The following is a 14,018-nucleotide window of genomic DNA, read 5'->3' as shown; positions in this document are numbered from 1 at the left end:
CAAAGATAGAAATACTGCATTGAGAGAACAACTCTTTTCCAACTTTTGTTTCTTTAACATATTCAAATGCAATATTTACTATTCTCCAGCATTTTGCAAATACAAAATGATAAGTAGTAATACAAATCTAAAACTTACAAAGTATATGAAGAATTTAAAGTTCATTGCATTTATCTTTGCTACGATAGCCACTATACCATTTTTGCAGTCGTGTAATGATGACGATGACTCCCGTAATGATCAATTGGTTATCAGCACTATTAATACGACTCAAGACAGCAAAGATTTGTATTTTACTCTGGACAATGGAAAAACGATGTATCCAGGTAATCCCCAAGAAATGGGAAGCAAAACATATGAAAACGGACAACGTGCTTTTGTTATATTCAAAGAATTGGATGAACCTGTGAATGGATATGACTATAATATAGAAGTGAAGCGTATTCAGGAGATATTGACGAAAGAGATTGTCACCATGGGTGAAGGTGAAAATACAGAAGAGAATATCGGGGATAATAATATCAATACTACATATATGTGGATTACACAGGATAATAAATATCTGACTATCGAATTCCAGTATTATGGAACGCATCAGAATGATAAAAAGCATTTCCTGAATCTGGTTATCAATCCATCGGACAAAAAATCCACAACAGATACCGACAACAATTATATCGATTTGGAATTCCGTCACAACAACGAAGGTGATTATCCCGAACATTTGGGTGAAGGATATGTATCATTCAAACTGGATAAAATAAAAGAACAAATAGAAGGAAAGAAAGGACTGAGAATCCGTGTTAATACTATTTATAACGGAGTGAAGTTCTACGAAGTGAAGTTTCCTTCAGAAAAATAAATCAAAGTGCCCGAAAAACACCCTTATTTATAATTTGTAATATATATATGTGAAAGAGGGCGATTGTTGTGATAACAATCGCCCTCTAATTATTTAAAAGAATCAATGAAACTATTTCGATCAAACTTCTTAAAGTAAATACTGAACAGACTGTAAAGACAGCATATCCTTAGGAACTGCAGCCTGTATCTCTTCTTTTAATACATTCAGCAAACTATACCGTATAAAATCCTTGCTTGTCACTAATACTATTTGGCGGGTAGGACGGGGAATAGCAAAAGGGCGCACAAGCTCATTTTGTTCTTCGGACAGTTGTGCCACAGCTAATTCGGGAATAAAAGTAATTCCTTTCCCACTTTCTACCATTCTCATAAAAGTTTCCATACTTCCCAAATGATATGCCATTTGGCTAACTTTTACAGCCTCTATCTGGCAAAAACGAATGAGCTGATCACGAAAACAATGTCCTTCATCCAGTAGCCAAAGACGTTCACCCGTAATATCGGATGTACGAATAACATCATGCTTGGATAATGGCTCTTTGCGTGATACATATCCATAAAACTGCTCATAAAACAAAGTTTCTTCCGTCAAAAAAGAATCTTCCAGTTTATTAGCAATGATTCCCGCATCAATATCCCCGGAATGTAGTGCTTGTTGAATATCCTGCGTCTTCATCTCCGTAACACGAATATCCAGTTCCGGATACTTTTCCATTAGTTGAGGAAAGAAACGGGGTAATAGATAAGGAGCAATAGTGGGCAATACTCCCAGACGGAATACACCTGTTAGCGTCTGCTTCTCCTCACTAATAATTTCCTTTACTTGTGCAGCCTGTGCAAGGATAATCCGTGCCTGACTAATCACTTTTTCTCCGATAGCCGTCGGGCAAACCGGTTGGACTGTTCTGTCGAATAACTTGACTCCCAATTCATCTTCCAGTTTCTGAATCATAGCACTTAAAGTTGGTTGTGTCACACGGCAATACTCTGCTGCACGCGCAAAATGCCGGAACTGATCCACTGCTAAGATATACTCCAGTTGTTGTATCGTCATATATTTAATCTAATTAAATTATCTATCAACATTTACCGTCTCATAGAAATCATCTATGCAAAGATAGAAATTTTCAGTTTGACACGAAGCATTTTCCGCCTTATCTTTGTCGTACAGAAAAAAATAAAAACAAGTATAAATCATTAAAAACGAAAAGAACATGAAAACTTTAGCATTAATCAAATTGAATGAATCAGGAGCAAACAACGTAGTAGTATCTTTGCAACAACTTTTAGCTGACTTCCAAGTGTATTACACTAACCTTCGTGGTTTCCATTGGAATATCAAAGGACATGAATTCTTTGTACTTCACAGTCAATTCGAAAAGATGTATGATGATACTGCAGAAAAAGTAGACGAGATTGCAGAACGTATCCTTATGTTGGGTGGTACTCCTGCAAATAAGTTCAGTGACTATCTAAAAGTAGCGAATATCAACGAAGTGGATAAAGTAAGCAACGGTGAACAGGCTTTAGAAAATATCCTGCAATCTATCAGTTATTTGATTGGTGAAGAACGTAAGATTCTATCTATTGCTTCGCAAGCTGGAGATGAAGTAACAGTTTCAATGATGAGCGATTATCTGAAAGAACAGGAAAAACTGGTTTGGATGCTGACTGCTTATAATAGTAAGTAAGAATCCACTTAGTTCATTTAGAAAATAAATTTAAAGTTAAGGGACTGTCAAACGAATAGAAGACAGCCCCTTTTTCTCTTCTCTCAAATCTTTCAGTCACTTTCATTATATATCCGATTACGCATGGATGTATAACTACCCTACTACTGTTCTTACTATGATCTTCTATATATTCTGCGACAATAATAACTTTTGTGCCAAATTACGGCAACCTATACGATTTATTTTCCCATTTTCCGTTTGCGGAATTTGCTTTACAATATAAATATATTTAGGACAATAATAAGGAGGCAATATTGTCTTTATTTTATCCTTTAATTCTGTTATATTCAATTGTACCTCTGTTAATAAAGTCACCGCTTGCCCCAAACGGCTATCCGGTACACAAGTAATAACAAACGAGCCTGAGAACAACGAATGGAGCTTCTTCTCCACTTGCTCTGCTTGTATTTTAATACCACCACTATTTATTACATTATCTTTCCTACCTAAGATTGTAAAGCTGCCATCCAAATGAATATATGCTATATCATTGGTCTGCAAAATATTATCACAGACCAATGGAGCCTCAATGACCAATGTATTTTCCGAAGATAAAGAAAGCTTCACCGAATTGAAAGGATAATAATGCTCCGAAGCAAACGCTCCATTAAGCCGCCGAAGAGCGATATGAGAAAGAGTTTCCGTCATGCCATAAGTAGAATAAACAGCTCCGGGAAGGTTCTTTATTTCATTTGCTAAAGTATTGTCTACCGCTCCTCCACCTATAATTAAGATATCAATTTGCTCCAACTGTTGCCGTTCCTCTGTAACCTGAAGAGTATTATACACTTGTAAAGGAACCATAGCTGCAAACTTCAATGGTTCCTTCACATCTGCCAATGGATGGCCGGAAGCCGGACGAACAATCAAATTCAAACCCGCAACCAAAGAACGTACCACTACCATCATCGCTCCAATATAACAAAGGTTCATACAAAGCAAAGCTGTATCACCTGGCTGTAAGTTCAAATACTCACAAGTCAGACGTGCACTTTGCATCATTTGGTCTTTACGAACTAGCAATTCTTTCGGCGTACCCGTAGATCCGGAAGTATGTACTACAATAGTAGTGGAATCATCGAACCATTTATTCAAGAAAAGCAATAATTCCCAAACAGCAGGAGAAAAGGCCTTCCCCCCCCCTACTATCAGCTTGCTAATATCATTGGAAGTATACTTTCTCCCGTCAAGCAGCAACTTTTGTTCTTTTCGATCGAATATCATCATTTACAAAACCACAGACAATCTTTTCTTATTTCAAGTGGCATCTCCACATTATCCGTAAAGAGTAAACCAGTCCCTAACCCTTGCGGCAATGGATTTTGAAAAATGGCACACCATTGTGCAATAGCATTCAAACCTATATTCGATTCCAAAGCAGAGGTAATCCACCAGCCTATCTGCTGTTTTTCAGCTTCTGCAATCCATTCTCCTCCACCAATCATTCCACCATGAAGAGAAGGTTTGAGAATGATGTATTGTGGTTGAATAACAGAAAGAAGTTCGTTTTTTTTCTCTATAGTATTGCAACCTATCAATTCTTCATCCAAAGCTATCGGCAAAGGAGATTGGGAAGTTAAACGAGCCATTTCTTCCCACTGTCCCGCACGAATAGGTTGTTCGATAGAATGCAAGTCAAGTTCAGACAGCCGTTTCAGCTTTTCCATTGCATCAGCCGGTGAGAAAGCTCCGTTTGCATCCACACGCAACTCTATCTCCTGTGCAGAAAAGTGAGTACGGATATGACGGAGCAAGGCCAATTCTTCTTCAAAATTAATCGCGCCTATTTTTAGTTTAATACAGCGGAATCCGATTTTCATCTTTTTCTCAATCTGTTCAAGCATCTTCTTAGAATCGCCCATCCAGATCAGACCGTTGATAGGAATTCCAATTTCTCCGCGAGAAAACTCAGTATCCCACAAAGCCCAATCACCTACAAAAAAATGCCTGGTAGCTGTTTCCAAGCCAAAAAGGATCGAAGGATAATTACGCAAGGATTCTATATCCAACCTTCCGCCTTGTCTTTCTACCATTCGACATGAATCAGCCAGAATTTGCTCGTAACCAGGAAGAGCATCACAACTTAAATCAGGCAAAGGAGCACATTCACCTATTCCTATCCGATTGGGGAATTCAGAAGAAGTGAAATGAAGATACCAAACTTTTCGAGTTGTATATGTTCCTCGTGAAGTACCCGCTGGTTGTTTAAAATGAAGCAACCGGGGAATTATGTCAATTTTGCAATCCATTTTACCAAATGCGCAAATTCGAATGTTAGTTTAAGGAAATTTGGGATATTGCTTAAAGTTCGGTTTACGTTTCTCCAAAAATGCATTCTTTCCTTCCTGAGCCTCATCAGTTAAGTAGTAAAGCAGAGTTGCGTCACCCGCTAATTCCTGAATACCGGACTGTCCATCTAATTCTGCATTCAAACCGGCTTTAATCATACGCAAAGCCAACGGACTGAGCAACATCATTTCTTCCGCCCATTGTACGTATTCATCTTCCAACTGATCCAGAGGAACTACTTTATTTACCAACCCCATATCCAAAGCCTCCTGAGCATTGTATTTACGACAAAGGAACCAAATTTCACGTGCTTTCTTCTGACCGACTACCCTAGCTAGATAAGAAGCTCCGAATCCCGCATCAAAACTGCCGACGCGAGGACCTGTTTGCCCGAAAATAGCATTTTCCGAAGCAATAGATAAATCACATACAACATGGAGTACATGACCTCCACCTATAGCAAATCCATTCACTGCCGCAATCACTGGTTTCGGAATACTTCGGATTTGTTTCTGTACATCCAACACGCTCAAACGAGGTATACCATCTTTTCCAATATAACCGCCGCGTCCTTTTACGTTCTGATCACCTCCGGAACAAAAAGCCTTATCACCTGCTCCCGTAATCACAATTACATCAATATCGGCTTCTTCTCGACAAATACGGAGTGCATCACTCATCTCGGCTGTAGTAGTCGGAGTAAACGCATTCCGATAACGTTCGCGATTGATAGTTATACGGCCAATTCCATTATAATAATCAAAAAGAATATCTTCATATTCCCTGATAGTAGTCCATTCCCTTTGTTGTGACATAATCTATTTTTGTTTTAATTGATGATAATAATCTTTCAAAATACGCGCATCCTTATTTTTATTCGTAAAGACTTCCATTAAGACTGGTTGCTCCATAGCCTCCGGTTGAGTGAAAACTTTCATTGCCTCTGTCAATTGTTCGTCATTTTCTACCCGTTGATAGAGAAATCCTCGCTCTTCTGCCCATCCTTTAGCCGATGTTTTATGAGTAGCAGTGATAAATTTGTGTGAAGTTCCTGACATATCCAATCCGGGCAATGTATGAAATATCTCCCCTCCTCCATTGTTTAATAACAGAATACGTAAATTAGGACGCAAATTGTTATTCCATAAAGCATTCATATCATAGAAAAAGCTCAAGTCTCCAATAGCTATAAAGTTCAGCTTATCTGAACAAGTGGCATAGCCAACAGCAGTAGAAAGAGAACCTTCGATACCGCTTGTTCCCCGATTGCAACATACTTCAATGGTAGAAGGAATGGAGTACAATTGTGCATAACGGACAACAGAACTATTTGCCAAATGCAAGGCACAAGATTCCGGTAAGGATTTAATCATTGCTCCTATAGCAGACATTTCCGAATAGGCAAAATCGGGTTCGGGAATCGTCTTACAATAGTTTTCCCATACAAGAGGATATCCGGGAGTACGGTTATCCAGGAATCCTGCAATCTTCTCCAGAAATTCGAAAGGGTCCATCTCAATAATGGTAGTCAAAGAGCCATACAAGTCGATGACTTCTCCATTTGGCGAAACGTGCCAATGCTCTTTAGGTGGGTGCTGACGCAAGAACTTCTTCAATCGTTTTGAAACAATATGTCCTCCATAAGTTATCAAAAGTTCAGGAGTCATCTGATCTATCTTATCTTCTGGTATTGCATAAATTGCAGCATCAAAATTCTTCACTGGGATACCGGGAATCGTTTGATTGCCTATATGTTCTGTGAGCCACGCAAAATGTCTGTATAATAACTTGGTGTGTTTTTTTTCAAAAAGATAAATAAGATTCATCTGACCGACAATCACCATTCGCTTGTTGTACTTATTCAAGCGGTCAATCAGATCATTATAATTCCGATCATAAACATTTAATCCCTGATAACGAGTAATAACCCGAACTTCCGGAAGTGAATCTATAGTAAATTGAAAAAGAGGTTCATTAATAGGGATATTTATATGTACCGGACCTTTTCCATGATGATTTGTCTCCAACAGAGCCTCATTTATCAGACGATTACAATACCATTCATCCTCTTCCGAATGAATCTCCGGAAGATTCACAGACTTCTTTACTAATGTCCGGAAAACATCAGGTTGTGGCAATGTTTGTCCATCCATCTGTCCGATCCAGGCAGCGGGACGGTCTGCAGAAATTACCACTAAAGGAATATTCTGGTAATATGCTTCAGCCACAGCAGGATGAAGATTTAGTAACGCCGTGCCCGAAGTACAACAAATAGCAGCCGGACGGCCACCATTCAAAGTAAGTCCAATAGCAAAATAACCGGCACTTCGCTCATCAGTCATCGAATAACAAGTGAAATTCGGATGGGTAGATAAAGTATGTACAATAGGTGCATTACGGCTACCCGGGCATAAAACTACTTTTGTAATCCCATGCGCTTCTAATAGCGCAACTAATTGAAGTATATTTTTCTTGTCTGTATACATAGGAATACCAATTATTACTAAACTTACTTATTCTTTTATCACTCGCTTACTCCGTCCACCAGAATGCTCTTTTATGACTAATCTTCTTCTATCACTTAGAAAGGTTTCGATCTTTTTTCAGGGAAGAACGGGTGCGAGCCTACGCATAGTTTGTAACTTTTTTTCCGTCTCCTGCCATTCGTCATTCAATTCTGACGAAGCTAAAAGCCCACCTCCGGCATAAAACGTCAAAGTCTCTTTATCAATCTGCATACAACGCAGGTTCACATATAAATCTGTCCGCCCATCCGGGTCCAGCCATCCAATAAATCCCGAATAATAGCTACGGTCATAACCTTCATTCTTTAATATAAAGCGATAAGCTTCTTCTTTGGGAAGTCCGCAAACGGCAGGTGTGGGATGTAATACATTCAAAAGTTCTCCCAAAGTTTTGTTATTTTTCAACGAAAATTGAAAATCTGTTTTCAGATGAGACAAAGTACCGGCATAAGCCGGATAGGGTCCGTTTTCTGAAGCTTGAATTCCCAACGAAAGAAGTTGATGGCGGATGTAAGAGGTCACATAATTTTGCTCTTTCCGGTTCTTCTCATCCCATACTTGTGGAAGTTTTCCATCTTGCAAAGGTTGGGTTCCTGCCAAAGCTACCGTATTCCATTCTTCCTTCTCCCCTGATAATATAATCTCAGGAGTACTTCCCAACCATATTCCTGTTTGAGGAGTATAGCATAAGTATATATATGAATGTACATAGCGTCGGCAAGCTGCTCGGAAAGCAGCCAATGGAGAAAACTCAGGAGTTCTCTTAATGGTCAGACAACGGGAAAGCACCAATTTCTCAAAAGTTTTACTATTTAATGCTTCAATAAACGTATGAAAACACGCCGCATATTCTTCGGAATAAGGAAGTAAAAAGGATTCTTCTTTCGAAAGCAATATTGAGTCATCCATTCCATCTTCAACAGGTAAAGGCTGTCCTGCCTGATCCGATTGTATCAATACAATCGGACATACCTCATTCACATGAAAGGGAGCGATTACAAACCCTCTTTGTCCATCCAAATCCTTCACGTTATAAATTAGGCGGATAGCCCCGGTCGTTTGTGTTAAAAAACGAGGATACCTTTCTCCCGGAATACGATAAATGGCAAACGACTGTTTCCGCTGAATAAATGTATCAATAGTTGTCAAGCTCCTTATATCTTCGTCGGTCATCTCTTTTTCATAACACTGTTTACCACCCGTATGGAAGATACCAATTTATTAGTTGAAGTAAATACATCGACATTCCATACGTGAGAAGAACGTCCTTTATGTACAATGGTTCCTACTGCACGAACAGTATCACCTTCGTGTGCGGAAGATATATGATTTCCGCTGACTTGCATACCAACAACAATCTCATCCGGCTGACAAAGAATCATTGAGCCAAGTCCGGCAACTGTTTCTGCCAATGCAAGCGTAGCTCCACCATGTAAAATGCCAAAAGGCTGCCGGGTACGATGATCGACCGGCATTGTGGCTTCCACCCTGTCTTCAGCAGCATAGGTGTATTGAATACCCAGATTTCCCATCAATGCATGGCGCGCCCGTGCATTCAATTCATCAAGAGGAATTTCTGTCGTACGAATTTCTTCCAGAATAACTTTCTCCACAGCAATAGCAACTCCGTCTTCTTCATTCGAAGCCGTCACATAATCAGCACAAGCTTTCACCGAATCCTGTGAATGTCCCATCGCAACTCCCAATCCGGCGAGCTGAATCATAGTAACATCACATACTCCGTCACCTATCGCTATCACTTCCTCACGATTCATCTCCAGCTGTTCCAATAGAACTCCCAGTGTATTGGCCTTATCAATGGAACAAGGGACAACCTCAAGAAAATAAGGTTCAGAACGGAAAACATCCAAAGCTCCATTCAACCGTCTTTTCCAATGATCTTCCAAACTTACTAATGCTTCTTCATCGTCGCTTACCAACATACATTTGCAAGGAGCAAAATCAATAGCGGTTGAAAACTCTTCTTCCCTTATTACTCGCAGATTATTGAGCCGGGCTTCACTTTGAATATGTTCATTCTCCGGTGAGTTCGTTATAAGAGTATCATCGTGATAAGTAAATAAAGCGAATCCATTTTTACGTGCTTTCTTTTCGAGATAAGGCAGCATCTCAGGATTGATCCGTCGTTCAAACAGTAACTCTCCATTTTGTGCATTAATAATTTGACAACCGTTGTAAGACAGGATATACCCCCCATAGTTTCCCAACTCAAGAGCCTTAGCTAATGGCATCACTCCATAAGTGGGTCTGCCGGATGCTAATACAATGCGAACTCCCATCTGCTGCACTTTCAGCAAAGCGGCAAGTGTGCGCTTACTAATTTCTTTTGTCTCATTGAGAAGTGTTCCGTCTACATCAAGAACCAATAATTTATATTTCATGGCTACACGAATTTGATTTAGATTACAAAGGTAGGAAATTGAGCGAACGACAGAAAGCGGAAACTGATAAAAATTACTTTTATTTTATTCTTTCAGATGTATTTCCAGATAATCCTGAAGGATTCGGGCATGATTATAGATTGGTTCTTTAGAAGCGTAAATCAATGTTACTACAGGATATGATTTGATAAGAGACAAAAAGTCAGCCACAGCCGAAGAAGCATCCAACTCTTTTTGATACAATACTACAAAATCATTCCAATGTCCCGGAATGTCTTCATGAAACCATTTTCGCAATGCGGTAGAAGGAGTTATATTTTTTGCCCAATAATCATATTTCAACCACTCTTTTTTGATTCCACGTGGCCACAACTTATCTACTAAAACCCGATATCCATCTGTCTCCGAATATTCGTCGTATACTCGTTTTATCCTAACTTGAACCATTATTGTTTATACTTAGTTAATATAGAATAAACCAAAAAAACGGTAAATTGTTTAAAGAAAAAAGTCTAACTATTACTCAAAATAAATTTAAGGCTTTATTGTTCCTGTTTATTTGTTTTTAGAATTTCTGTCAGCCCTATTTTAATAAAAACCATATCCGCCTGGCTGCTTTCATATAAAATTCCAATCGAATTTTCATCTATAGATGTGATACTAGAATAACCTGCACTACGATATTGATCAAATAAAATCCAATATTTTTCAGGCCAAGTCATCCCATCATCAAAGCTTACTTTCAGAGTAAGTTTATCACGTGTTTTATAATCATTGGGATTAGCAAATAGAAGTATACTTTTTTTCTCTCCATTCACTGTATAATCATGCCGGTGCAGACTGCCCATACAGGTTGGTTCCACTAATGCTTTTCGCGAAGTGGAATGTTCAGCCCATGTTTCTCCCAAATCCGTAGTCGTAGAAACCCTTCTTCCATTTACTTCTTTGTTTCCTCTGTTTCTATTATCACGCATATTCAACATAATACTTCCATCTCTTAATTGTATAGCATTACATTCCGTTACGTCATTGTAAGCCGGGTTACTGGTATTCCAAGTCTTTCCATGATCTTTACTATAAGTGATATTAGAGAAAGTTGCACCCTCTTTATCTCTTCCTTGAGTTGGAAAAACAATCGTTCCATCTGCTAAGGTAATCCCTTGTCCGGGCGCAGGGGCAAACAACCACCATTCCGGACGCTTTGTTTTATGTGTAATATTATCCGGGAAACCCCAAGTAAGCCCATCGTCTGTACTCTTTGTTATCAAAAACTGACAAGTTTCTTTCAATCCGACTCCAGGCTGTGATCCTTTCTTCATCCATTGATGTATCCAATATGTACTATTTTTATTCAGCCCTTCTATCCACTTGCCATTATCATCCAATGCACCATACATCCACAATCCTGCAACATAAATATCATCCGTGTTTTTATCTACAAGAATGCAAGCATCACTCACTCCATTGTACTTCTGGGGCAATCCACCCCACTCTCCCATATCCAGTACTTTGCAAATAGGCTGCCAAGTCATTCCCTTATCCATGCTTCTATGAAGAGCAATATCTATATTACCTTGTAAATCACGGGAAGAATCGTAACGAGCGTCGAAAACAGCTAGTAAAGTTCCTTTGTTACTTGTAGCTAATCCCGGAATACGAGAAGAAGTAATGCCATCTTGCCCTTTCTGCCTCAATGCGACTCCCACTCTCAAAGGTTTAGCTTCATCAGGACTTTTTAAATCGCCCCTACTTGTTTTTACCCGACTACAATTCACCTGAATCCGGTGATCTAGCGAAACTGTGTCTTTTAAAGTTACTGCAATCCAGAAAGTCAGAGTATCTTGTTCTATGGCTATTTCATCAGTAAAAGAAATCTTCCGAGATGCACGAACTGGTTGGCATATCAAATAAGATGTATCTATCAATCCATCTTTACGTGCACCATATATTGCTACAGAGAGCACATCAGACAGGTCGGTACTTCCACTCAAATCAACATCAATCTGTCTGATTGTATATGGATGTTTGTCTACCCTAATTAAAGTTCCTTTCACTGTAGGATTAACTTGCTTCTTTACCAATACAGGAATGACAGGTCTTTCCAATTCCAATTTAACTCCTTTACTAAAAATTGTGCTCGGAGTTAATGACAAAATCATTAAAATGATAACAAATATTCTCTCCTTTATTTTCATAGTATCTTTATTTCGGTTTTCACGGATTCGAATATAAAACGAATGCAATAATAATCTATTTTCTCTATATAATAAAATGAATTTGTACTTATCAAAACCGCCAAGCCAATATTCTACTACTTTTTGTACCTTGGCTCATCTGAATTATCTTATATTCTAAAACATTGACCGCTTTCAATTTAGTACATAGTACATCCAGATTCCTCCCTTTAGAAACCAAACTAGTGAACCATCCACAGTTCTTCTGATACTTTTGACTTTCAGAAATCATGTTTAATAAAAAGTGTAACTCTCCACCTTCGCACCAAAGTTCATTTGCATTTCCTCCAAAATTCAACTTTGCTTTTGTCACCTTTTCTCCCTTCAAACTACTTAATTTCCGAATGGTACCATCTTCTGCTTCTTCTTTAGAGCTATGAAACGGTGGATTACAAATCGTTACGTCGAAGTATTCATCCTTGACAATGATTCCGTCAAATATTTTCCGTTTATCTTTTTGGAGCCGTAATTCTATTTTATGTGCCAGTATCGGATTACAAGTTATGATCTTTCTTGCATTTTCTATTGCCAAGGGATCAATATCAGACCCTACAAATACCCATCCATATTCGGTTTGTCCTATAATCGGATAAATACAGTTAGCACCGACTCCAATGTCCAAACATCTATAACTTCGTCCATTCTCTTTATCCGTATTTCCTCTTAAAGATCCTGCTTTTATCAGATCTGCAATATAATGAATGTAATCAGCTCTACCGGGGATAGGAGGACACAGGTATCCTTTTGGAATATCCCAATATCGAATGCCATAATAATTCATCAATAAAGCCTTATTCAAAGCCTTTACAGCATATGGATTGAAAAAGTTTATCGTCTGTATCCCATGTGGATTTAAAGTTACAAACTTTTTAAGTGCCGGATAGACTTCTGTTAAGCCAGTGAAATCATAGTGTCCACTATGCTTATTTCTTTTGTGTAGTTCGCTTTTTTCTGTCATGGTGACAAAGATATGTATATTTTCATATCAAAAAAAAATAAAGACAGCTTAGTGTGTTAAGCTGCCTTTATTTTTAGTAATGTGCCAGTCTATTTTCCGCCTAACTAGTTATTTCCAGACGTAACTCTTCTTGCATAATCCGTTTTACCCCCTTAATGGTATATTGGTAAGATAATAAAAATACATTATAGCGACGCCCGAAAGATTCTTCTACCTTAAAAATATTCGGATACTTCGAATCACCATCCAATTGAATTACATCAATATCCTTATACGGCTTTATTATAACATGATTATCAGCTCCCACTTCTAATATAATAGAGGTTTTATTAATATGATCCACATTACTTTGAAAAGCCTCCGTACCGGCTATCATGCGCACACTGTTATGAGTAAGGGGAAACAACTTCTTATTGCCTGCCGTTACCATTGCATTTGCCAAACCGGTCATTGCATAAAAAACATTTTCTCCCTGTGTGGCGTAATCATTTTTAATGAGTACCTGATACAGTATGGTATTTTTCTTCTGGTTAATCTCAACACCGGAAATATCAGTAGCTTTTAATCCTATAAAGTAGGTAGAATCCGGCGATAAGCCTTCCGGTCGTAATTTAATCATCGTTCTACCCGTTCGTTCTCCTGCTTTAATCTGGATTTTGTAATCTACAATCTCATATTTATCTTTAGGGAGAAATTTAGCATATAATTTTTCATCTATATCAAAAAGAGACCGATTGTACAAATCCAGTGGAGATTGATCCTCTTCCAGTCCGATAACCAAGTCCTTGCCAGGAGCATGAGTTCCCCCTGAAGAAGCTGCTATATATGCTATAGTTTCTTGACTTGTTGAGGATAAAGGTACAATTTCTTCAAAAGTATTGTAATAATCGCTACTGATGAGCGCCACTACATTCTTATACATTTCTTTTTCAAACAACTCATTATCATTGCATGAAGAAAGCACCATTATAAGTGCAAGTATTGTTATATAACTTTGTTTCATCTTATTTTCT

The 14,018-nt window shown here is 38.4% G+C and carries 13 protein-coding genes; 2 read left to right on the top strand and 11 right to left on the bottom strand.

The genetic code is table 11. From position 1 onward, the window contains the following. Nucleotides 1-145: 145 nt before the first annotated feature. Entirely contained in the window at nt 146-862 is a 717-nt protein-coding gene (locus tag PHO71_RS06180) for a NigD-like protein (RefSeq protein WP_300200449.1), read from the top strand. A 129-nt stretch (nt 863-991) separates the two neighbouring features. Here the strand turns inward: PHO71_RS06180 and PHO71_RS06175 are convergent, their stop codons facing one another. Continuing rightward, nucleotides 992-1,918, bottom strand: a complete 927-nt coding sequence (locus tag PHO71_RS06175) for a hydrogen peroxide-inducible genes activator (protein WP_300200446.1) — start codon at nt 1,916-1,918, stop codon at nt 992-994. Nucleotides 1,919-2,078: 160 nt separating this feature from the next. Here PHO71_RS06175 and PHO71_RS06170 point away from each other — a divergent pair, with 160 nt between their 5' ends. Next, nucleotides 2,079-2,555, top strand: a complete 477-nt coding sequence (locus PHO71_RS06170; RefSeq protein WP_300200443.1) for a Dps family protein — start codon at nt 2,079-2,081, stop codon at nt 2,553-2,555. Nucleotides 2,556-2,720: 165 nt separating this feature from the next. Here PHO71_RS06170 and PHO71_RS06165 read toward each other — a convergent pair whose 3' ends face one another. From PHO71_RS06165 to PHO71_RS06120, 10 genes are all read right to left on the bottom strand, one after another. Then, entirely contained in the window at nt 2,721-3,821 is a 1,101-nt protein-coding gene (locus tag PHO71_RS06165; protein ID WP_300200520.1) for an AMP-binding protein, read from the bottom strand. Continuing rightward, nucleotides 3,821-4,846, bottom strand: a complete 1,026-nt coding sequence (locus PHO71_RS06160) for an o-succinylbenzoate synthase (protein WP_300200440.1) — start codon at nt 4,844-4,846, stop codon at nt 3,821-3,823. The genes PHO71_RS06165 and PHO71_RS06160 overlap by 1 nt, the downstream gene beginning before the upstream one ends. 30 nt (nt 4,847-4,876) lie before the next feature. Continuing rightward, nucleotides 4,877-5,701 carry a 1,4-dihydroxy-2-naphthoyl-CoA synthase gene (menB, locus tag PHO71_RS06155; protein WP_300200437.1) on the bottom strand — a complete coding sequence of 275 codons (825 nt, stop codon included), beginning with the start codon at nt 5,699-5,701 and terminating at the stop codon, nt 4,877-4,879. Nucleotides 5,702-5,704: 3 nt separating this feature from the next. Next, a complete protein-coding gene (gene menD / locus PHO71_RS06150) occupies nt 5,705-7,372 on the bottom strand; it encodes a 2-succinyl-5-enolpyruvyl-6-hydroxy-3-cyclohexene-1-carboxylic-acid synthase (RefSeq protein WP_300200434.1) in 1,668 nt (555 codons plus the stop codon). Nucleotides 7,373-7,489: 117 nt separating this feature from the next. Next, nucleotides 7,490-8,584, bottom strand: coding sequence for an isochorismate synthase (locus PHO71_RS06145; RefSeq protein WP_300200431.1), 1,095 nt, complete (start codon nt 8,582-8,584; stop codon nt 7,490-7,492). Further along, nucleotides 8,581-9,813 carry a Cof-type HAD-IIB family hydrolase gene (locus PHO71_RS06140; RefSeq protein WP_300200428.1) on the bottom strand — a complete coding sequence of 411 codons (1,233 nt, stop codon included), beginning with the start codon at nt 9,811-9,813 and terminating at the stop codon, nt 8,581-8,583. Before PHO71_RS06140 ends, PHO71_RS06145 begins: the two co-directional genes overlap by 4 nt. Before the next feature lie 84 nt (nt 9,814-9,897). Beyond that, nucleotides 9,898-10,260 carry a DUF488 domain-containing protein gene (locus PHO71_RS06135; RefSeq protein WP_300200424.1) on the bottom strand — a complete coding sequence of 121 codons (363 nt, stop codon included), beginning with the start codon at nt 10,258-10,260 and terminating at the stop codon, nt 9,898-9,900. A gap of 95 nt (nt 10,261-10,355) precedes the next feature. Next, nucleotides 10,356-12,008 carry a sialidase family protein gene (locus PHO71_RS06130; RefSeq protein WP_300200421.1) on the bottom strand — a complete coding sequence of 551 codons (1,653 nt, stop codon included), beginning with the start codon at nt 12,006-12,008 and terminating at the stop codon, nt 10,356-10,358. Between the two features lie 91 nt (nt 12,009-12,099). Further along, nucleotides 12,100-13,005, bottom strand: a complete 906-nt coding sequence (rlmF, locus tag PHO71_RS06125; RefSeq protein ID WP_300200418.1) for a 23S rRNA (adenine(1618)-N(6))-methyltransferase RlmF — start codon at nt 13,003-13,005, stop codon at nt 12,100-12,102. Nucleotides 13,006-13,105: 100 nt separating this feature from the next. Next, nucleotides 13,106-14,008 carry a DUF4361 domain-containing protein gene (locus PHO71_RS06120; RefSeq protein WP_300200415.1) on the bottom strand — a complete coding sequence of 301 codons (903 nt, stop codon included), beginning with the start codon at nt 14,006-14,008 and terminating at the stop codon, nt 13,106-13,108. Between the last annotated feature and the right edge of the window lie 10 nt (nt 14,009-14,018).

It is taken from the genome of Bacteroides sp. (assembly GCF_028690125.1).
Classification (GTDB): Bacteria; Bacteroidota; Bacteroidia; order Bacteroidales; family Bacteroidaceae; genus Bacteroides.
Note: the sequence above shows the minus strand (reverse complement) of the source record. Positions and strands in the feature narration are given on the sequence as shown.